The sequence below is a fragment of the Nonomuraea insulae genome, from assembly GCF_042656245.1.
The window spans coordinates 154,464-175,314 of record NZ_JBHSPA010000035.1; the positions used below are offsets into that span (position 1 = coordinate 154,464).

The 20,851-nt window shown below is 70.9% G+C and carries 13 protein-coding genes; 9 read left to right on the top strand and 4 right to left on the bottom strand.

What is annotated here, in order from left to right; translation table 11 throughout:
* Positions 1–10 precede the first annotated feature (10 nt).
* The 4 genes from ACFPZ3_RS30520 to ACFPZ3_RS30535 are packed head-to-tail and all read left to right on the top strand — an operon-like array spanning position 11 to position 5,863.
* Positions 11–1,384, top strand: a complete 1,374-nt coding sequence (locus tag ACFPZ3_RS30520) for a DUF5060 domain-containing protein (protein ID WP_379517724.1) — start codon at positions 11–13, stop codon at positions 1,382–1,384.
* Positions 1,384–2,388 carry a DUF5605 domain-containing protein gene (locus ACFPZ3_RS30525; protein WP_379517725.1) on the top strand — a complete coding sequence of 335 codons (1,005 nt, stop codon included), beginning with the start codon at positions 1,384–1,386 and terminating at the stop codon, positions 2,386–2,388. Before ACFPZ3_RS30520 ends, ACFPZ3_RS30525 begins: the two co-directional genes overlap by 1 nt.
* Before the next feature lie 5 nt (positions 2,389–2,393).
* Positions 2,394–4,553: a hypothetical protein gene (locus ACFPZ3_RS30530; protein WP_379517726.1), complete on the top strand. Its 2,160-nt coding sequence runs from the start codon at positions 2,394–2,396 to the stop codon at positions 4,551–4,553.
* The gene (locus tag ACFPZ3_RS30535; RefSeq protein WP_379517727.1) at positions 4,550–5,863 is read left to right on the top strand and encodes a glycoside hydrolase family 28 protein; all 1,314 of its coding nucleotides are present in this window, start codon (positions 4,550–4,552) and stop codon (positions 5,861–5,863) included. The genes ACFPZ3_RS30530 and ACFPZ3_RS30535 overlap by 4 nt, the downstream gene beginning before the upstream one ends.
* 244 nt (positions 5,864–6,107) lie before the next feature.
* Here the strand turns inward: ACFPZ3_RS30535 and ACFPZ3_RS30540 are convergent, their stop codons facing one another.
* Positions 6,108–6,872, bottom strand: a complete 765-nt coding sequence (locus ACFPZ3_RS30540; RefSeq protein WP_379517728.1) for a GntR family transcriptional regulator — start codon at positions 6,870–6,872, stop codon at positions 6,108–6,110.
* A gap of 103 nt (positions 6,873–6,975) precedes the next feature.
* Here ACFPZ3_RS30540 and ACFPZ3_RS30545 point away from each other — a divergent pair, with 103 nt between their 5' ends.
* The gene (locus tag ACFPZ3_RS30545) at positions 6,976–7,368 is read left to right on the top strand and encodes a hypothetical protein (RefSeq protein WP_379517729.1); all 393 of its coding nucleotides are present in this window, start codon (positions 6,976–6,978) and stop codon (positions 7,366–7,368) included.
* Positions 7,365–7,817, top strand: coding sequence for an ATP-binding protein (locus tag ACFPZ3_RS30550; RefSeq protein WP_379517730.1), 453 nt, complete (start codon positions 7,365–7,367; stop codon positions 7,815–7,817). The genes ACFPZ3_RS30545 and ACFPZ3_RS30550 overlap by 4 nt, the downstream gene beginning before the upstream one ends.
* 97 nt (positions 7,818–7,914) lie before the next feature.
* Here ACFPZ3_RS30550 and ACFPZ3_RS30555 read toward each other — a convergent pair whose 3' ends face one another.
* Entirely contained in the window at positions 7,915–9,963 is a 2,049-nt protein-coding gene (locus tag ACFPZ3_RS30555; RefSeq protein WP_379517731.1) for a glycoside hydrolase family 127 protein, read from the bottom strand.
* A gap of 135 nt (positions 9,964–10,098) precedes the next feature.
* Here ACFPZ3_RS30555 and ACFPZ3_RS30560 point away from each other — a divergent pair, with 135 nt between their 5' ends.
* The 3 genes from ACFPZ3_RS30560 to ACFPZ3_RS30570 are packed head-to-tail and all read left to right on the top strand — an operon-like array spanning position 10,099 to position 15,802.
* Entirely contained in the window at positions 10,099–11,805 is a 1,707-nt protein-coding gene (locus ACFPZ3_RS30560; protein ID WP_379517732.1) for a glycoside hydrolase family protein, read from the top strand.
* The gene (locus tag ACFPZ3_RS30565) at positions 11,802–14,444 is read left to right on the top strand and encodes an alpha-L-rhamnosidase (RefSeq protein ID WP_379517733.1); all 2,643 of its coding nucleotides are present in this window, start codon (positions 11,802–11,804) and stop codon (positions 14,442–14,444) included. The genes ACFPZ3_RS30560 and ACFPZ3_RS30565 overlap by 4 nt, the downstream gene beginning before the upstream one ends.
* Positions 14,435–15,802 carry a GDSL-type esterase/lipase family protein gene (locus tag ACFPZ3_RS30570; RefSeq protein ID WP_379517734.1) on the top strand — a complete coding sequence of 456 codons (1,368 nt, stop codon included), beginning with the start codon at positions 14,435–14,437 and terminating at the stop codon, positions 15,800–15,802. The genes ACFPZ3_RS30565 and ACFPZ3_RS30570 overlap by 10 nt, the downstream gene beginning before the upstream one ends.
* On the opposite strand, the gene ACFPZ3_RS30575 is transcribed toward ACFPZ3_RS30570, so the two are convergent.
* Positions 15,790–17,523: an acyltransferase gene (locus tag ACFPZ3_RS30575; RefSeq protein WP_379517735.1), complete on the bottom strand. Its 1,734-nt coding sequence runs from the start codon at positions 17,521–17,523 to the stop codon at positions 15,790–15,792. The two genes, ACFPZ3_RS30570 and ACFPZ3_RS30575, sit on opposite strands and share 13 nt — an antisense overlap.
* A 15-nt stretch (positions 17,524–17,538) precedes the next feature.
* The gene (locus tag ACFPZ3_RS30580; RefSeq protein WP_379517736.1) at positions 17,539–20,826 is read right to left on the bottom strand and encodes a glycoside hydrolase family 2 TIM barrel-domain containing protein; all 3,288 of its coding nucleotides are present in this window, start codon (positions 20,824–20,826) and stop codon (positions 17,539–17,541) included.
* Between the last annotated feature and the right edge of the window lie 25 nt (positions 20,827–20,851).

A 20,851-nucleotide genomic window follows, 5' to 3' on the forward strand; every position in this document is an offset into this window, starting at 1 on the left:
GTCCCCCATCGTGGAACGCTGGGGCGTCCACGAGATCGAACTGGCCGGGCCGTCCGACGGTAACCCCTTCGCTGAGGTTCGCCTGTCGGCCCGGTACCAGTTCCGCAATCGCATCGTCGAGGCCGAAGGCTTCTACGACGGCGACGGCGTCTACCGCGTCCGGTTCATGCCGGACGCGGTGGGTCCGTGGAGCTACACCACCGTCAGTAATGTGACTGAGCTGGACGGCCTGACCGGAGAGTTCTCCGTGACGGCCGCTTCTCCGGCCAACCACGGGCCCGTGCGGGCCGTGGGGATCGACTTCGAGTACGCGGACGGGACTCCCTACCTGCCGTTCGGGACGACCGCGTACCACTGGACGCACGACCTGAACGAGGAGCGCGAGCGGCAGACGCTGGCGACCCTGGCGGACTCGCCGTTCAACAAGCTGCGCATGTGCGTGCTGCCGACCGGGCCGATGTCACCGCCCGAGGTGCCGTTCGCCGGGAAGGACCCGGACGGGCTGGACAAGACCCGGTTCAACCCGGTGTTCTTCCGCCACCTCGAAGCCCGGATCCAGGACCTGCTGGAGCTGGGGATCGAGGCGGACGTGATCCTCTTCCACCCCTACGACGGCGGCGTGCGCGGCATCGAGGACATGGGCCGCGAGGTCGATCACGCCTACCTGCGCCACGTCATCGCCCGTCTGGCGGCCTACCGGAACGTGTGGTGGTCGGCCGCCAACGAGTACGACTTCAACAAGTCCAAGACCGTCGCGGACTGGGACGACATCCTGCACACGATCAAGCGGCTGGACCCGTACGAGCATCTGCTCTCGATCCACAACGGGACCCGCATGTACGAGGTCGCGACCCTGTGGGACAACGCCAAGCCCTGGGTGACCCACCACAGCGTGCAGCACTGGGACGCCACCCTGACCTCCGACTGGCTGCGGGACTGCCCGAAGCCCGTGGTGATCGACGAGATCTCCTACGAGGGCAACATCGGCAAACGCTGGGGCAACGTCACCGGCGAGGAGATGGTGGACCGGTTCTGGGAGGGCATGTCCCGCGGCGGCTACGTGGGGCACGGCGAGTCGCTGGCCGGCTACCAGGAACGGGCCTGGATCGGCAACGGCGGCGGCCTTTACGGGGAGAGCCCGGCCAGGATCGCCTTCCTGCGGCAGATCATGGAGGCTCGCCGGGACGGCGTCTCGCTGCGTTACCTGGGGCGGCGGCAGGCGGCCTCGGTCACCGTGGAGCTGCCCGGGGACGCCGAGTACGGGGTCGAGCTGATCGACGCCTGGAACATGACGATCACCCCCGTGGAGGGGGTGCACCGGGACCGGGTGCGGGTCGGGCTGCCGCGCAGGCCCTACCTGGCACTGCGGATGACGAGGGTTTGATGGCAATGATCGATGGGATGGCGACCACCGCGCTCGGCTGGCACCTGCACGGTGACAAGCGGCGGGCGCAGACGCTGGCCACGCTGGAGTCCTCGCCGTTCGACCGGGTGCGGATGGCGGCGCTGGCCACCCGATGCTCGCTCGACTCGCTGGAGGAGCGGGTGGCGGAGCTGGGCGCGATCGGCGTCACGGCCGAGCTGGTGCTCCTGCATCCCGGCGAAGGGGTGACCGACGTGGAGTCGGCGGCCCGGTACGTGGCCGAGGTGGTGCCACGGCTGGCCGCCTACCCCAACGTGTGGTGGTCCCTTTCCGCTGACCCGTTGGCGTTTCCCGGCCTGTCGGAGCACGACTGGGTGCGGCTGGCCGGCCTGGTGGCCGAGGAGGACCCCGGGCACCACCCGCTGTCCATCACCGTGGACGCCGGGTCGCCGCTGCTGTGGCGGCGATCGTTCACGCACGGCAGTGTGCGGGCGCGCAGCCCTCGGGACGCGTGGATGCAGACGCGGGACCACTACAAGCCGGTGCGGATGGACATGTGCGGGTACGAAGGCGACGCCGCCGACCCGTGGCTGAGCCTCACCGCTGCGGAAGTCGTGAACCTGGCGTGGGACGGGGCGGTGCGGCGGCGTCACGTGACACACGGGGAGGCCTATGCGGACGACCAGGGGCTGACCTGGTCGTCGGACGGCGGCACCCTGGTCGGCGACGCGGTGCGGCGGCTCGACCTGCTGCGCCAGGTCCTGGCCACCACGCCCGCCGAGGCCCGGTACCGGGATCGGGACGCGCCGCTGCTGGAGGTTCCCGGCGAGTTCTACCTGGAGTTCTGCGGGGAGCATCGCTTTCCTGAGCGGGAGTACGACGTGCCCGCCGGGCGGTACGAGGTCGAGGTCATCGACACGTGGGAGATGACGGTCACGCGGTGCGAGGTGCAGGAGGGCGAGACGGTGACGGTTTCGCTGCCGGGCACGGTCGGCCAGGCCATCCGACTGCGGCGGCTGCCGTGACATCGGTGCGCGAATCACCGAACCAACGATCCAGCGACCGGATCGACGCCGCAGATGTGTTGGCCGCCATCTCCGAGCCCGGCGGGAAGGTCGTCGAGGTGACGACCGGCCCCGGCGGGCCGGAGGTGCGGCTCGGCCGTCGCGGCGCCGAGGGCCCGCACCTCCGGGCGCCCCTGCGCGGCCTGCTCACCGCTTCGGCGGGCCGCCCGTGGCGCATCACGCCCGCCGAGCCCGGCACCGTCCACCTGCGTCAGGAGAGCGCCGCCGGTCAGGGCGGGACCGGCGGTCAGGGCAGGACCGACAGTCAGAGCGGGACCGACAGTCAGGGCAGGACCGACAGAACGGGCGAGGCCGACAGTCAGGGCGAGGCCGGCGGGATGGGCGGGACCCTGGTGGTGACGGCGCTGGCCGGGGCGTTGAGCGCGTACCTGGAGCTGGCCTTCTCCCCCGACGGGCTGCTCACCCTCACCACCACGTGGCGCAACGACTCCGACGCCGAGATCACCGACGTGGCGGCCGGGCTGCTGCTGCCCCTGCCCACCGACGACGCCCACGTCACCATGCCCGGCGTCCTGTACAACGGCAACCCCTCGTCCGACCCGAACCGCAAGGTTCCCCGCGTCGGATTCGTCGGCGAGGAGCACCGCCTGCCCATCCCCGCCGTCAACGCCGCCTGGGACGACCGGTACGTCAGCCTGTTCGCCCATCCGGAGGCCACCCGCGACCGGGACGGCAAGGTCACCTACGGTTCGCTCGGCATCCTGCCGGGCCTCACGGTGGCGGCCATGACGGGCGTGATCATGTTCGACGGCGAGCCGGACGTCTGCTACGTCAGCAAGGCCGAGGTGGCGGACCTGCCGGTCGGCTACCGCGACCTGGCCCCCGGCGCGTCGATCACCACCCGGCACACCCTCGACTGGGGCCCGGTCGAGCCGCGCGGCTTCGGTTTCAGGCAGCTCGTGCACACGAAGCTGTACCAGGACGAGGGCGCCAGACCGCTGACCCGCGACGAGATCATCCGGCTCAAGACGACGGCCATGGACTCGCGCTGGAACGGCGACGGCTACCTCGCCTACGAGGGCACAAGGCACGGCCGGCCCCGCTCGTACCTGTACGGGTGGACCGGCCAGTGCATGAAACTGGCCCGCTGCGACGCCCTCCTCGGCGGGTCTGAGCGGTTCCAGCGCGCCCGCCGCGCCGCGGACTTCTACGTCGAGGGCAGCACGACCCCGGTACGCGGCCTGCGCCACGCCCGCTACCTGGTGGACGACGGCACCTGGGCGATGTTCCGCAGGGACGACGCGGACTTCGTCTCCAGCCGCGCCCACGGCGAGACGATCGCCGACCTGGCCGCGCTCACGCTCCAGTTCAGGGACGCGGGCCTGGAGACGCCGCCGGAGTGGCAGGAGGCGGTGGAGGACGCCGCCGCGCTCTTCTGGCATTCACGGCTGCCCGAGGGTGTCGTCCCGCTGGGCTGGACCCCGACGGGCGCCGCGGTCAGCTCGATGGTCACCGCGGCGGGGATCGCATGCGTGCAGGCGATGCTGGGCGCGTACCGGCTGAGCGGGGAACGCGTCTGGCTGATGCGCGCCGAGGAGGTGCTGAGCCGCTACCACCGGGTGCACGCGACCACGTTCGAGCGGCCGTTCGCGCACGCCACCCTGGACGCCTCCGGGGAGGACAAGGAGGCCGGGATGTACTACTTCCTGGCCGCGTACGAGCTGTATGAGCTGACCGGGCGCGAGATGTACGCGCAGTGGGCGGAGGTGGCGGCCGACTGGCTGCTGACCTTCGTGTACGTGTGGTCGCCCGAGTTCGACACGGGCAGCACGTTCGAGCGCCGCGGCTTCAAGGCGGCCGGCTGGCCATCGGTGAGCGTGCAGAACCACCACCTCGACGTGTTCTTCCCGACCTCCGAGCTACGGGACTTCGGCCTGCGGACCGGCCGCACCCACTACGCCGAACAGGCCGACCGCATCCTGCACGCCATGGGCCAGGGCATCTGCCAGGAGCCCGGCGACTGGGGATTCCAGACGCCGGGCGAGCAGGGCGAGGGCTTCTTCCAGACCAACTGGCAGCGCAAGGGCGAGGCGAACACGTGGAACCCGTCGTGGGTGATCGCCCTGCCGCTCTACCACGCGCTGCGCATGAGGAAGGTGTCATGAGCTTCAAGACCGAGGAAGAGGCCTGGCGGTACGCCGACGAGCTCCGGGCCCGGGTTCGCCCGCCGGAGTTCCCTGACCGCTGGTTCGACCTCACCTCCTACGGGGACGGGGAGAAGTGGACCGAGGCGTTCCGCGCCGCGATCCTGGCCTGCCACGAGGCGGGCGGCGGGCACGTACGGGTGCCGCCGGGGACGTACCAGACGGGCGCCATCCACCTGCTCAGCAACGTGGACCTGCACGTGGAGGCGGGCGCCACGATCCTGTTCAGCACCGACCCCGCCGACTACCTCCCGGCCGTCTACACCCGCTTCTCGGCGATCGAGTGCTACAACTACTCCCCCTTCATCTACGCCTACGGCCAGGAGAACATCGCCATCACGGGGAGCGGCACGCTCGACGGCGCCGCCGGTCCTGATCACTGGTGGCCCTGGGTGGGCACGCCCGAGTTCGGCTACCGGGAGGGCACGCCGTACGAGGATGAGGACTGGGCCGAGCTGCAGCGCATGGCGGTCGAGGGGGTGCCGGTCGAGGAGCGCGTCTTCGGCGCCGGCCACTACCTGCGGCCGAACATGATCCAGCCGTACCTGTGCCGCAACGTGCTGGTGGAGGGCGTGCGGATCGTACGCTCCCCCATGTGGGAGATCCACCCGGTACGGTGCGAGAACGTGCTGGTCAGGAACGTCTCGATCTACTCGCGCGGGCCCAACAACGACGGCTGCGACCCCGAGTCGTGCAAGTCCGTGGTCATCTCCGGCTGCGTGTTCGACGTCGGCGACGACTGCATCGCCATCAAGGCGGGGCGCGGCCCTGACGGGCGGCGGGTGGGGGTGCCGTGCGAGGACGTTCTGATCGAGGACTGCGACATGCGCTATCGGTACGGTTCCGTCGCCATCGGCACGGACACCACCGGAGGCATCAGGAACGTGTTCGTGCGCCGCTGCCGGTGGGGCGGTCCCGGCCTGTACTTCGGGCTCTACATCAAGACGAACTCGGTGCGCGGCGGCTTCGTGGAGAACGTCTTCGTCAAGGACGTCGAGATCAGCGAGCTGACCAAGGAGGCCGTGTCGATCGACCTCTACCACGGGGACGGGCACAACGGCGACGACCCGCCACCGATCCGCAACATCCACGTGGCGGGGGTGCGCAGTGATCGCACGCGTAGCGCGTACCTGCTGCGGGGGTATCCCGAGCAGCCGCTGCGCGGGATCTCGATCAGGGACAGCTCGTTCGCGCGAGTGCAGCGGGCGAACGTGGTGAGCGACGTGGAAGGCCTCTCCGTCACGGGCGTCGCGGTCGGCGAGGTCACATAGGCGCTGCGGAGGGGCTTCGTACATGCTGGTGAGGTGGGTCGCGGAGACATCGGGGCTTCAGCTCGAACAGCTCCGTAAACTGCCCAACCGATGCGGCAGGACGTTCGTGGTGCGCGGCGATCCCAGTGGCGACATGCTGCTGAAGTGCGTGTATCTGGCCCGCCCGCTACGCATGGCCTCCCGACAACCAGGTTTCGGTGGCTGCGCCCGCGCTCAAAAGACGCAACCAGATCACGCGATACGCCTAGATCGAGATCCGATCGACTCGAACGGCACGATCACCCGGGATCACGATCGGGTCGGCAACCTCCACGACGCGACCGTGGGAGAACATCAAGCGAGTGATCGAAAACACGGGCGTGCCGGCGCCGACGCCGAGTAGCTCCGTCTCCTCCCGCGTCGGCATGCGAACGGCGGTCTCTTCGACGATGTCGCCATTGACCTCGATGCCCAGGGAGCGGAGCTGGCCGATATTGCCACCTGGCCAAGGCTCGTTGTGAGGATCGGCCACAGGGGTTCCTTCGACATCGCGGGCGAGCAGACACGAACGGCTCAACTGACTCGGTACGCCGGAGGCATAGAACACGAACTGCCGCTCCAGTACGCGCGTGCCGACCGGCACATCGAACAGCCCGGCCAATCGTTCGTCGGCCTCGATCCACGCGAACCGCTTGTCCAGCCTGTACTGCGACCAGGCGATCCCCTGGTCCCTGGTGAACGACGTCTGGGGGATCGTCTGGGCTCCCTTGTCGGCCAGGTAACGGTCCATGGATATGCGGCGGATCGCCGGGCGTGGCCGCACCGAGGTGCCTGACCCGCGTTTGGTCTCGACCAGTCCTTCCGTCCGGAGAAGATCGATGGCCTGGCGAATGGTGATGTCCGAGACGCTGTACTCCTCGGCTATGAGGCGATGGGAAGGAAGGCGGGCGCCAGGGGGCAGATCACCGGAGCGGATCTTTCGGCGGAGCTCATTAGCGATCCGCTCGTAGGCAGGTTCCCGTTCCGCCACAGCCACCTTCCAGTTCTCGTATAACGCTTGACAAGAGCGTACACGTGAGTGCGAGTTCGTATACGAAATCGACAGCTCAGTATACGATCTTGCTGGAGCCGCGATGCCCATCCCGCACGACCCGACACCGCGCGCTCGCCTCACCTTCCGATGGCGTGACGAACGTTGGCATCTTCTCGACCGGCCTCGTCCCGGCGTAATTCTCATTTCCGACAATGTGCCGCAGGGCTTCGAATACGGCAGCTCTGAGGCTGCGGAAGGCGCGTTCTGGACGCAGGTAGTGGACAGCGTCTTTGCCTGGAGAGACCGTCACGCGTCGGCGAGATGGCCGGGGGTCGAGATCGCTGCCGTGTTCGACGAGGTCAACAGGCAGGCGATCGTTGCCGAGCGTACGCGCCGACATGGATGTCAGGTGCTCGTTCTCGATGACAAGGTCGCAGCTCTCGCGGCCTTTCATAAGCGCGTCCACTCCTTGGCCGGGGAGGCGGTGCAGTGAGCGAGCGGTTTCTCGCCGAAATGGTGGTGCCGGGAGACGCGTCCTCGGTGCCGCTCCTCCGGCAATACGTCACGCTGATGCTGACAGCGGCGGGACACCAGGACCTGGAGCGCGTACGTCTCGTCCTCACCGAGCTAATGAGCAACGCCGTGATCCACACCCGCTCAAGAGAGCCTGGTGGTCTGGTGGCCGTGGAAGTGTCCGAGATCGGCGCAGGGCTGGTGCGCGTCGTGGTCACCGACGCGGGGGCGCGGACCGTGCCGTGTCCCCGGCGATCGGAGGATGATGAAGATCACGGTCGTGGCCTGTGTCTGGTCGAGGCGATGTCCGCCTGCTGGGGCACGCGGCCAAGCCTGCTCGGCACCACGGTATGGGCTGAAGTCCTCACGGTGGAGGAATCCTCGCCCAGCTCGGCTGTTCGGCCGACAAATCGGCGAAGCGGCTTGTGAACCGGGGGTTCGGGGGGCTGTGCCCCCCGATGGCACAGCCCGAGATCTCTTTGCGCGAAGCGCCCCTGTTGCGAGGACCATGCTTTTGGGGCCGGGATCAGTGCATCGGCGCCCAGATCGTCATGGGGCCGGCGCCGCGGTTGGCCCAGGTGTAGTACGGCACGAACGTGAGATCGACCGGGCCCGTGTGCTCGGGTTCCTGAGGTGTGGCGGCGGTGCGGTACGGGAAGCCGCTGTCCTCCTCGCGGTGCGTGTGGACCCGGCCGCGGGCCAGGACCGGCACCACCTCGGCGGGCAGGCCGTTGATCGGGGTCCCGTCGCGCAGGTCGGGTGACGCCACGCACAGGTCGTCCACGATGACGCCGGGGTGGTCGGCCTGCTCCAGGCAGTAGACGAGAGGGCCGCGCTCGACGGCGACCTGACCCCGGGCCACGTCCAGGCGGGGTACGGCGACGGTCAGACGGGGCCGGACGCCGAGGTCGAGCGTGATCCGATCCCCCGGCCGCCAGGTGCGCCGGATCCGGTGGTACGACCCCGGCCGCACCTCCGCCGAACCCGGCCCGGCCTCCCCCAAACCCGGCCGCACCTCAGTCGATCCCGGCCCGGCCTCCGCCGAACCGGACCGCGTCTCCGCCAGACCGGACCGCGTCTCCGCCGAACCCAGCCGCGCGTCCACCTCCGCGTCAGCCGAACCTGCCCACGCCTCCGAGCCCGTCCCAGACAGGCCCTCCACCACCGCACCATCAGCCCACGACGGAATGCGAGCCGACAACGTCCACGGATGGTCGGGGGCCTCCCGGACGACGATCTCGACCCGCCCGTCCCACGGGTAGTCGGTCTCCACCTCCAGCAGAATGTCCCCGGCCCTAACCGCACCGGAAGCGTACAGATGGAGCTGAATCCCCTCCCCGTCCTGGGTCGCGAGGTAGTGACCGAGCGAGGACAGCAGCCGCATCACGTTGGGCGGGCAGCAGGCGGTGCCGAACCACTCCTCGCGCCCCCGGGCGGCGGCGCGCCGGTCGTCGGGGTTGGCCCCGGCGCGCACCCGCAACGCGTTGACGTAGAAGAAGCGGTCACCGTTCAGGGAGATCCCGGGCAGGACGGCGTTGTACAGGGTGCGTTCCATGAGGTCGGCGTACCGGGCGGCCCCGGTGGCCAGGAGCATGCGCCACGCCCACTGGACGCTGCCGACGCCGGCGCAGGTCTCGCAATACGCGGTCTCGGGGGCCAGCTCGTGCGGCCCGCCGAACTGCTCGCCGTACCATACGGAACCGAGCCCCCCGGTCAGGTACGTCTTGGTCGCCACCATGTCGGCCCACTGCCGCTCCAGCGCGTCGAGCAGCCCCTGGTCGGAAGTCTCCGCGGCGACGTCGGCGGCCCCGGCGGCGAGGTACACGGCGCGGACGGCGTGCCCCTCGACCGTGGTGGCCTCGCGCAGCGGCACGCGGTCCTGGCGGATGCCGGGCCCGTGGTGACCCTTGAGCGGGAGCCGCTCGTGGCCGCGGTCGTCGATCATGCGGGTGGCCAGGTCGAGGTACGCCCGCACGCCGGTCTCCCGGTACAGCTCGGCCAGCCCCGTCTCCACCTCCGGATGCCCGTCGAGCGCGTCGGCGGGCAAATCCTTGACGAGATGGTCGGCTAACTTCCCGGCCACGCGCAGCAGCGTGTCGTCTCCGACGGCGCGCGAGCCCGCGACGGCGGCCTGCATGAGGTGTCCTGCGCAGTAGAGCTCGTGGGCGGAGGCCATGTCGGAGTAGCGTGCGCGGCCGGTGAGCTGGGTGTGGGTGTGCAGGTAGCCGTCGGGCGCCTGGGCGGCGGCGACGAGGGCGGCCCCCTCCGCATAGCCGGCGGCCAGGGCGGGAGAGTCGGCCCGGCCGCGTTCCCAGGCCACGGCCTCCAGCCACTTGTACACGTCGGAGTCCGCGAAGACCTTCCCACGGTGCTCCCCTCCGGCACCGCGGGCGGCCTCTTCCAGGTTGGCGAAGGCGCCGGACTCGCGTACCCGCTCAAGACCCAACGGGATCGTTACCTCGCGGTTGACCCGCTGCCGCGCGCCCCAGAAGCCGCCCTCGATGCGCCCTCCAGCGGCGGGCCTCAAGGTCACTGCCGCCTCAGGGCGCGGCCGAACCACCGCATCATCGCTCATAAGAGCCATCCTGCCTCAGCGTTACATATCCAACAAGATACGAATATCTATGCGACACCTTGACGGGGCGGTCGGGGCGAAGGAGGCTAAAAGGAGTCTTTATGCAGGTGTGAATATCTATGAGGAAGGTCGTACATGCCGGAGATTCCTGACACGGTGTTGCTCGAAGAGCGGGCTGAGCTGGCGATGAACGCGGTGGCCGGGCTGCCGGACGACGACATGGGCGGCATTCCGTACTTCAGTGCCGACCTGCTGGCCCGCCCTGCGGTGTTGCGGCACGGCGACTGGGACTGGGGCTCCAGCCACGGCCGGCTGCTGGACGCCAGTCTGCTCGCCAGGCAGATGACGGGCAAGGACACGTGGCGGGAGGTCGAGCGGGGCTTCAGAACCAGGCTGGCGGGCTTCTTCGGCGCGGACGGACTGAGCTACCGGCAGGCCCGGCCCGAGAGGGACTGGCCCGCGCACGCCAACCTCATCGACCAGCGCGCCGTGCTCCTGTCGCTGACCACCTGGTACGTCTCCGACGGCGACCCCGAGGCCAGAAAGCTGGCCGACCGGCACGTGGCCGCGCTCAAGCGGATCGCGATCAAGGAGCGGGACGTGTGGTTCTACCCCGCCTCCGAGTACACCCCCGGCGGCTGGCCCTCCCCCAACGCGATCGCGCTGCACCTGGCCCCCGACCCCGCCTCGTTCAGCGGCCGGTTGATCATGCCGCTGCTCCGCTACCACCAGGCGACCGGCAACGAGGACGCGCTGGAGCTGTGCGGATGGTTCGCCAAGCTGATCGTCGAGAAGAGCGGCGTGTACAACGAGGACGGGAGCTTCAACCCGGCCCGCGCGTACCGCAGCGGCCATTTCCACACCCGCCTGGGCACCCTGGAAGGGCTCGCCCGGTACGCCCGCCACACCGGCGACCACGAGCTGACCGCGTTCGTCCGCAAAAGCTACGACTGGGCCCTGACCCAGGCCACGGCGTTCGGCTGGACCCCCGGCGACCTCGCCGACCAGCGCTACGAGCATGAGAGCTGCTCCCTGGTGGACCTGATCGGCACCGGCACCACGCTGGCCGGGTCGGGGCACACCGCGTACTGGGGCGTGGTGGAGCGGTTCCTGCGCAACCACCTCGTGGAGTCGCAGCTGCTCGACCTGAGCTGGGTCGAGTCCGCGACCGACACCTCGGGCGACGAGCCGGGCTGGAGCACGCACGTACGGGTGGGCGAGCGCGTCCTCGGCGCCTTCGCCGGGTACGGCGCCCCCAACGACTACGTCTGCGACATCGAACTCGGCCGTGGCCACACCGCCGACGTGCAGGCGTGCTGCGTCGGCTCCGGTGTGCGCGGCCTGTTCTGGGGCTGGAACTCCATCGTCACCGCAGACGACCGGGTGACCCGCGTCAACCTGCTCCTCACCAGGGCCACCCGCCAGGTCACCGTGCTCAGCCACCTCCCTCACGAGGGCCGGGTGGACCTCGACGTGCACGAGGACCTGCCGGAGCTGCGGATGCGGATACCCGACTGGGCCGGGTACGCCAAGGTCCGCCTCTCCCGGGCCAGCGGCGACCTCGACGGCACCCAGACCGGCGTGTGGGCCCCCGACGGCTACCTGTCGATCCCCGCGCCACGCAAGGGCGAGCGGGTCACCGTCACCTTCCCCGTGCCGGAGACGACGAGCACGGAGATCGCGTCGGGCCGCGAGTACCAGGTGAGGTGGCGCGGCGACGACGTGATCGGGATCAGCCCCGAGGGGACGGCACGGCCGATGTACAGCGGGCGCAAGACACATCCCACGGCACCCCGGCGCGAGTACACGCTGGCCCGCCCGGCCACGGAGTGGGCCTGGTGAACCACTGGACCCTGGCGGAATCCCCTTCCGCCGAGAAGCTGACCCCCTACGACCTGCGCTGCGAGCACCTGGCCACCCCGTCGGGCATCGGCGTGCCCGTGCCCCGGCTGAGCTGGCGGCTGGCCTCGGACCGGCGCGGCGACGCCCCCACCGGCCATCGCGTCAAGGTTCACAACGGGGACGTACTGGCCTGGGACAGCGGCTGGATCGACGGCCAGGACGTGAGCGTGGACTACGGCGGCGCGCCCCTGACCTCGTTCACCCGCTACACCTGGCAGGTCGAGGTACGTGACGGTGAGTCGGCCCAGTCGTGGTTCGACACCGGCGTCCTGCACCCCGACGAGTGGGCCGCCGCCTGGATCGCCCACGACCCCGAGACCGAGCCGCCCTTCGAGCCCCCCAAGGACGACCGCGAGCCCCGCACCATCCGCACGTCCTCCCTCCCCGCCCCCCGCTACTTCCGCCGCATCGTCGACCTGCGCCCGGCCACCGCCGTCCGCATCGCCTGCACGGCACGCGGCCTGTACGAGCTGCGCGTCAACGGCCACCGCGTCGGCGACGGCGAGCTCACCCCGGGCTGGACCGACTACCGGCAGCGCGTCCCTTACCAGGTGTACGACGTCACGGACCTGGTCGGGGACGGGCCGCTGTGCGTGGGCGCGGTGCTGGCGGACGGCTGGTGGTCGGGCAGTCTCGGCTGGGACGGCCGCCAGCAGGCCCAGCGGTACGGCAAGACCCCGCAACTCCTCCTCCAGCTCGTCGCCGAGCACGCGGACGGCTCCCGTACGGTGATCGGCACGGACGGGCGGTGGCGGGAGACGACGGGCCCGCTGCGCTACGCCGACCTGCTCATGGGCGAGTCGTACGACGCCCGCCTCGAACACGACGGCTGGGACCTGCCCGGCTTCGACGACTCCACCTGGGCTCCCGCGCGGGTGGCGGACACCGACCACAGCGTGCTGGTGCCGTCCGTGGCCGAGCCCGTACGGGTGACGCAGGACCTCATGCCCGTCGAGACCATCGCGCGCGACGGCCGTACCATCGTGGACCTCGGCCAGAACATCGCCGGCCGGATCCGCCTGACGTTGCGCGGGGCCGAGCCGGGCGCCCGCGTCACGCTGCGGCACGGCGAGATGCTGACCGCCGACGGCGACCTCTACACCGAGAACCTGCGCTCGGCCGAGGCGACCGACCACTACGTGGCGGCGGGGCTGCCGGAGGAGACGTTCGAGCCGCGCTTCACCGTGCACGGCTTCCGGTACGTCGAGGTCAGCGGCCACGCCGACTTCGACGTCGTGGGCCGGGCGATGCACTCGGACACGCCGGTGGCGGGCGAGTTCTCCTCCTCCGACGCCATGGTCAACCAGCTCATGAGCAACATCCGGTGGAGCCAGCGCGACAACTTCGTCTCCGTGCCGACCGACTGCCCGCAGCGGGACGAGCGGCTCGGCTGGACGGCGGACGCGCAGGTCTTCCTGCCGACAGCCTGCTACAACGCGGACGTGGCGGCGTTCTTCACCGGCTGGCTCGCCGACCTGCGCTGTGCGCAGGACGCCGTCGGCGGCGCGGTGCCGGACGTGGTGCCGCACGTCATGACCGAGCGCAACGGCGCCCCCGGCTGGGCCGACGCCGCGACCGTCGTGCCGTGGCACCTCTACCAGGTGTACGGGGACGAGCGCGTCCTGCGCGACAGCCTGCCCAGCATGCGGCGGTGGGTGGACCACGTCGAACGCCACAACCCGGACCTGATCTGGCGGAACAAGGTCGGCAGCCACTACGGCGACTGGCTCCAGGCCGGGGTCACGACCTCCCGCGAGGTGATGGCCACCGCGTACTTCGCGCTGAGCGCCGACCTGACCGCCAAGGCCGCGCAGGTGCTGGGCGACCCCTCCTATGAGCGGTACGCGGGGCTTCGTACCCGCATCGGGGAGGCGTTCGTCCGCGAGTTCGTGTCCTCGGACGGGCGGATCACGGGCGACACGCAGACCGCCTACCTGCTGGCACTCGCCCACGGGCTCCTCCCCGACGACCTCGTACCCGCCGCCGTCGCCCACCTGGTGTCCGACCTGGAACGGCGGGGGCGCCGGCTGACCACCGGGTTCGCCGGGGTGGCATTGCTCGGTCCTGTCCTGTCGGCTCACGGGCACGCCGACCTGGCGTACGCGCTGCTGCACGACGACCGCTACCCCTCCTGGGGGTACTCGATCAAACGTGGCGCCACCACCATCTGGGAGCGGTGGGACGGCTGGACGGAGGAGTCCGGCTTCGGGCCCGTCGCGATGAACTCCTTCAACCACTACACGCTCGGCTCGGTCGGTGCCTGGCTGTACGGCGGGGTCGCCGGGCTGGGGCAGGAGGAGGGCTCGGTGGGCTACCGCCGGCCGCTCATCCGGCCGCTGGTCGGAGGGATGCTGCGGTGGGCCTCCGCCGCGTACGAGACGCCGCTGGGGCGGTTGGCCAGCCGGTGGGAACTGGACGGGGGCATGCTGCGGCTGGAGGTCCAGATCCCGCCCGGCGCCCAGGCGACCGTGCACGTCCCCACCACGGATCCCGCGTCGGTACGCGAGTCGGGCACGCCCGTCGATCAGGTGTGCAGGGTGGGGTCCGGGAGTTACTCCTTCACTTCGGCATGGGGCTGACGACCACCTGGGCCGCCGCGTCCGAACGACTCGGCGGCTCACTGCGCGACCTGACGGTGCGGAACGTGGTGCGCCCTCTTGTGGGCGGGACCGGGCTCCGGGTGCGGCTGACGAACGCGTTCGGGGATCGGGTGGTGAGGTTCGGGCACGTGTACGTGGGCGTACCCCGGGCCGGAGCGGTGCTGGAGCCGGGCTCGAACCGGATGGTGACCTTCGGCGGGTCACCCGAGGTGAGCCTTGCTCCGGGGGCGACGGTGCTCAGCGATCCGCTGCCTGGGCGTGTGGAGGCCCGGCAGCGGCTCGCGGTGAGCGTTTACGTGCGCGGCGAGGCCGGCACCTTGACCGGCCGCAACCGCGCCACCGCCCCGGCATTCCCACCCCTGGCCACCCCACCACCCTCGGCCTACCCACCGCCGACCGCTGATGCGACGTCCGCCCAAGCGACGTCCGCCCAAGCGACGCTCGCCCGGTGGGAGCCTGCCTTGTCGCCTGGGTACCGGTCGCTTCCTGGGGACCATGCCGCTGACGAGAGTGGCGGCGCGTACACCGAGGAGGTGGCGGTCTGGCACTGGCTGGACGCGCTCACCGTCGTCACGGCCGAGCCGGTGCCGGTCGTGGCGGCGCTCGGGGACTCTCTCACCACCGGCGTCGGCTCGGAGACCGGACATGGCTGGGCCGACCACCTCGCCCACCGCCTGGACCTCGCCGTCGTCAACGAAGGTGTGTCCGGCGGGAAGGTGCTGGCGGCGGGGACAGGACGTCCCGCCGAGGAACGGCTGACCGCCGAGGTGCTGACCAAGCCGGGCATCGAGACCGTGATCCTTCAGGCGGGACTGAACGACCTCGGTGCGGACGCGCGGGCTGAGGACCTCATCGCCGCCTACCGTCGCATCGCCGCGACGGCGCACGCCGCCGGAGTCCGCATCGTCTGCGGCACGATCACCCCGTTCGGCGGCGCCGAGTATTACACGACCGAGAGGGAAAGCGCCCGGCAGACGGTGAACGCCTTCGTCCGCGAAAACGTCTCCCCCGAGGGGCGAGCCGAACACGACGGCCGCACATCCGAGGGGCGAGCCGAACACGACAGCCGCACATCCGACAGGCGAGCCGAACACGACAGCCGCGCATCCGACAGGCGAGCCGAACACAACGGCAGCGCGACGGGCGGGCCGGCCGGTACCGGTGTGTTCGACGGGGTCGCCGACTTCGACGTGGCCCTCCGTGACCCCGCTGACCCCGGCCGCCTGCTGCCCCGCTACGACTCCGGCGACCACCTGCACCCGAGCGCCGCGGGCCACCAGGCGATGGCCGCGGCGATCGACGTGCGTTCACTGCGGCGCATCCCTCAGCCGGGGTAGTGGAGGGCCGGCTCCGGGCGGTGCACCCCCCGGGGCCGGTAGCCCAGCGTGTCGGAGATGCCGAGGTAGTCGGCCAGGAGCCAGATGATGGCCAGCCACATCTCCGTCCCCTGCAACCCAGGTGTGCGGGTCGCGCCGCTCCCCACGGTCAGGGCGAAGCTGAGGCCCGCCTCGGCCTGCCAGCCGCCGAGCGCCCGCTCCAGGTGCTCCCTGGCCCACGCCTCGCCCTCCGCGCGCCGGTGCCGGGTCTGGCGGCCGAGCAGCCAGAGGGGGTGGATGACGTCGAGCACGTTGCAGGCGTTGCCGGTGTCGGGGCCGAAGTAGCGGGGGTCGCGGGCCTGGGTGAGCACGGTGTCCACGGCCAGCTCCGGGTACGGGAGCGGCAGCCCGAACTGCGCGAACGTGCCCCGCGTGAGCCGGTAGAAGCCGTTGACCACCATCAGCCACCCGGACTTGGAGTCCGGCTCGCCCCACATGCCGTGGGTCGGCCGTACCCGGGTCAGCAGCCAGCCGTACAGGGTCTCCAGGTTCTCGCCGCTCAGGCCGAAGTCGGCGATGTTGCGGTAGAGGCCGGTGCCGAACGCGTCCACCACCGACCCCGACGTCCACGCGCCGCGCGCCCAGTCGAGGCCGTCGAGCATGGCGATCAGGTCCTTGGGGGCGAGGTCGGAGACCGCGCGGATCGGGTGCTGGAAGCGGGTGCCGAGCAGGTCGAGCGCGTACCCGACGGACAGGATGTGGTAGGCGCTGATCCCCTCCAGCTCAGGCCGCCCGCCGTCGGCGGCTTCGGGTGAGCCGGGGGCGCCGATCTCCGGGACCAGGCCCGTGATCGGGTCCTGGCGGTCGCGGAGAAAGGCGATGATCTCCTCGCGGGCCGGGGTCGGGGGCGGGCCGCCGAGCAGCAGGTCGGCGATCTCGACGGCGTCGGCCCAGGCCCGTACGGTGGGCTCGGCGCCGGGGCGGTCCACGTACCGTTCGCCGGTCCAGCAGCGCGCCAGCACCTGCCCGGCCTGCTCCCGCGCCCGCCCGGCGAACTCCGCCAGCCGCGCCTCCAGATCTCCTCCCGCACCAGCACGCGGCCCACCCACCGTGGACAGCACCCCATCCTCTGTGGGCAGCACCTCATCGTGGGCGGGACGCGCCTCACCCGCGGTGGACCGCGGAGTGCGGCGGTCGCGGAGCGGTCGGGCCGGGTTGCCGGCGACCATGGCCCAGACGGGCACGTCCTTGGTGACGACCGAGCCCGCGCCGATGACGGCGTGGTCGCCGATCGTCACGCCGTCGAGGACGACGACGTTCGAGCCGATCCACACGTCGTCGCCGATGCGGATGCCCTGGCTCGTGATGGGCTGGCGGAAGACCTGGCGGTCGGGCGCGGTGCCGTGGTTGAAGCCCAGCAGGGACGTGTGCGCCCCGATCCGTACGGCATCGCCCAGCTCCACCTTGCCCCGCACCACCGCGTACGGGTTGACGGTGCAGTCCCGGCCCATGAACACGTCGTCGGTGACGTAGGCGTGGGCGGCGATGTAGCAGAAGTCGCCCATCCGCAGCCGATCGGTGTAGACGGCGGCCAGCGGCGAGATGAACACCTTCCCGGCGGCGTCGAGGCCGATCCTGTCCCGTACTTCGGCCAGGTGGGCCTCCTGGGCGCTGCGGTCCTCGTCGGTCGCCTGGCCCCAGTACATCCAGGGGCAGAAGTCGAACTTGTGCTGCTCTGTCATGGGGGCAACGTCCTCTCAGTGCACGGCGAGCGTCATCGACCAGGAGTAACGGCGGACCGCCAGCCGGTACCGCTCGGGCAGCGCAGGACCGCAGGAGGCGCTGCCGATGCCCTGCTGGCCGTGGTCCAGGTTCAGCCACACGCGTCCGGAGTCGGTCAGGTCGTGCGGGCGGCGGGCGGCCTGCAGCGCCTCGCTCGTCCAGCGGCGGGCGGTGAAGTCCAGGTGCGGCTCGCCGTCCACGCGCAGGATGGGCAGGCCGGGGCCCGACAGCTCCAGCCAGCGGGTCTCGACGTGGTTGCCGTTCTCCTGGGGGACGAGGTACGGGGTCTGGAGGGCGTCGATCGAACGGGCGTGGCGGCCGACGCGGGCGGCGTCCATGCTGTCGGCGTACGACTCCCCCGGGCCCCGGCCGAACCACACGACGTCGGTGTAACCGCCGGGCAGCGCGAACCTGGCTCCCATGCGGGGCGGGTTCACGGTGAGGTGCTGGTAGGCGGTGTCGTCCCAGTCGCCCACCGGGTCGGCCTCGACCAGCAGGCGCAGCGCGCCGTCCTGCCAGCGGTAGGTGCAGGTGGTGCGGAATCCGAGGGTACGCGTGGCGGGGCCGCTCCGGCCGAGCACCACGATCGTCTCGTCGTCGGGGCGCTCGATGCCGCCGCAGCGGTGCAGGAACCGGTCCAGCCCGACCGCCTCCCAGTCGGCCGCCAGGGCGTTCATGGGTCCCTGACCCCGGTCGTTCTCGGTGGGCGCGCGCCACACGTCGAACACCGGCCCGTCCAGCTCCAGCCCGCCGACACGGGTCAGGCGGCCGGTCCGGGTGTCGAACGCCGCCCCACCCAGCCACACCTCCCCGAACCGCCGCCCACCCGCTCCGGCACCCGGTGTCGGGGCTGGATCGCCACTGCCCGGCATCAGAGCCAGATCGCCGCTGCCTGGCATTGGGGCAGGGCTGCCTGGCATTGGGGCTGGATCGCCATCGGCCACAGCCACCGAGACGCCCGCCGCAGAACCGCCTGCGTCACCGGGCGGAGGGCCGCCCGGCGGGTTGGGCGCGAGGAAGGCGCGGGAGCGGTTGGGCGGGCGGCGGCGGTGAGCGCCGGCACCGAGGCGGGTCTGGCTGAAGGCGATCAGGTGACCGGCGGGTGCCCAGCGGGCGTCCTCAGTGAGCACGGCCTCGATCGTGAGCCAAAACTCGCCTCCCGCCGCGAGGGCCGCGCCGGGCAGTGCCTCACCACCTCCCACTGCGAGGGCCGTGCCGGGCGGAGCTTCACCGCCTTCGGCTGCAGGGGCCGGGCCGGGCGGAGCTTCACCGGCTTCAGCCGCAGGGGCCGTGCCGGGCGGAGCTTCACCGCCTTCGGCTGCAGGGGCCGGGCCGGGCGGACGCTCCGCGCCCACGCCGGGATGCTGGGCGGCGGCCGCCGGTAGCGGCACTCGTACCGACGACCGGGCCGGGCAGTCGGGCACAGTGAGCGTCCCCCCAACGGACACCACGCCGTCGACCTCGGCCCGCCACCGGAAGGACAGGTGTCCGAGCGAGAGGACATCGTGCTTGTTGCGGATGACGACCGAAGAGCCCTCCACCGAGATCGCCACCGGCTCGATGGCCTTGCGCAGCGAGGCCAGCCCCGGCGACGGTGTGCGATCGGGGAACAGCAGCCCGTCCAGGCAGAACCGCTCGCCGTTGGGCTGGTAGTCGATGTCGCCGCCGTGCTGGTAGTACCGGCGGCCGAGTGCGTCGCGGCCGGCGATCCCGTGGTCGATCCACTCCCACACGAAGGCCCCGCAGAACCGCTCGTACGACTCCAATATCGCCTGATAGTCGGACAGCGACCCGGGCCCGTTGCCCATGGCGTGAGCGTACTCGCACAGCAGGAATGGCAGCCCCCGCCGCCGCACGTCGTCAGCGGGCGAAACCCCCTCAGGCGTCTCCTCTTTCCGCTGCCCGATGCGCTCAAGATCGTCCAGGGACGGGTACATGAGGCTGTAGAAGTCGGAGTTGCGGTAGCTGGGGTCGCGTTCGTAGTGGAGCGGGCGGGTGGGGTCGCGGTGGCGGATGTAGTCCTCGATGTCGGCGAAGGCGGAGCCGCTGCCGCTCTCGTTCCCGAGGGACCAGATGACGACGCTGGGGTGGTTCTTGTCGCGCTCGACCATGCGCCGGGCCCGGTCGAGCAGGGCGTCGCGCCACATCGGCTCATCCGGGGGGTTGCCCTCCCAGCCCGCGTAGATGAAACCATGGGTCTCGATGTCGCATTCGTCGACCACCCACAGGCCGTACTCGTCGCACAGCCGAAGGAACTCCGGGTGCGGCGGGTAATGGGCGGTGCGGACGGCGTTGACGTTGTGCCGCTTCATCAGCTCGATGTCGCGGATCATGGTGTCGCGGTCGAGCGAGCGGCCCCTGTCGGGGTCGTGCTCGTGCCGATTGACTCCTCTGAAGAGCACCGGCGCGCCGTTGATCAGCAGCCGCCCATCGACGACCGAGACGGTCCTGAAGCCGATCGCCAGCTCGATCGTCTCCCCGGCCGCCGAGAGGGTGCCGTGGTAGAGGTGCGGGTCCTCGGCGCTCCACGGCCGCACGTCCGGCACGGTGATCTGCTCGCCCGTGGCGATCGAGAGCCCCAGCGACGGGATCTCGACCAGGCCGGGGGCGTCGGCGGTGACCGACAGCGTGCCCGATCCGGAGGCGTAGGAGGCGTGCACGGTGAAGTCGTCGATGCCGCCCTCTGGCCTGGACAGCAGCTCCACGTCGCGGAAGATGCCCGGCAGCCACCACATGTCCTGGTCTTCCAGGTAGCTGCCGGACGACCAGCGCTGCACGCGTACGGCGAGAACGTTGCCGCGCGGCCGGAGCAGTTCCGTGACGTCGAACTCGAACGGCAGCCTGCTCCCCTTGGAGTGCCCGAGCAGCTCGCCGTTCAGCCAGACGGTGCCGCAGGAGTCCACCCCCTGGAAGCGCAGCACGCTGCGCCCGGACCAGCCGGGCGGCAGGTCGAAGTGGCGGCGGTAGTCACCAGTGGGGTTCTCGTCGGGCAGGTACGGCGGATCGATGGGGAACGGGTAGGCGGTGTTGGTGTAAAGGGGACGGTCGTGCCCCTCCAGCACCCAGTGCGACGGCACCCGGATCGTCTCCCAGCCCGTGTCGTCGAGCCCGGGGTCCGGCAGCGAAGGGCCTGTCCCGGCGGCCGTGTCCGAGAGCCGGAAGAGCCACTGGCCGTTGAGCGGCAGCCGGGGCGCGTCGGAGACGAAGTCCGCTCGTGCCGTACGCCGCCCGGAACCCGGAACCGGGTCCTCATGGAAATCCACCACCACGTCCTTCCGGTAAGACCCA

Bases quoted from the DNA above. Each gene is read 5' to 3' on its own strand.
- ACFPZ3_RS30525 (WP_379517725.1), top strand. From the start codon at position 1,384: ATGGCAATGATCGATGGGATGGCGACCACCGCGCTCGGCTGGCACCTG.
- ACFPZ3_RS30535 (WP_379517727.1), top strand. From the start codon at position 4,550: ATGAGCTTCAAGACCGAGGAAGAGGCCTGGCGGTACGCCGACGAGCTC.
- ACFPZ3_RS30545 (WP_379517729.1), top strand. From the start codon at position 6,976: ATGCCCATCCCGCACGACCCGACACCGCGCGCTCGCCTCACCTTCCGA.
- ACFPZ3_RS30555 (WP_379517731.1), bottom strand. From the start codon at position 9,963: ATGAGCGATGATGCGGTGGTTCGGCCGCGCCCTGAGGCGGCAGTGACC.
- ACFPZ3_RS30560 (WP_379517732.1), top strand. From the start codon at position 10,099: ATGCCGGAGATTCCTGACACGGTGTTGCTCGAAGAGCGGGCTGAGCTG.
- ACFPZ3_RS30570 (WP_379517734.1), top strand. From the start codon at position 14,435: ATGGGGCTGACGACCACCTGGGCCGCCGCGTCCGAACGACTCGGCGGC.
- ACFPZ3_RS30575 (WP_379517735.1), bottom strand. From the start codon at position 17,523: ATGACAGAGCAGCACAAGTTCGACTTCTGCCCCTGGATGTACTGGGGC.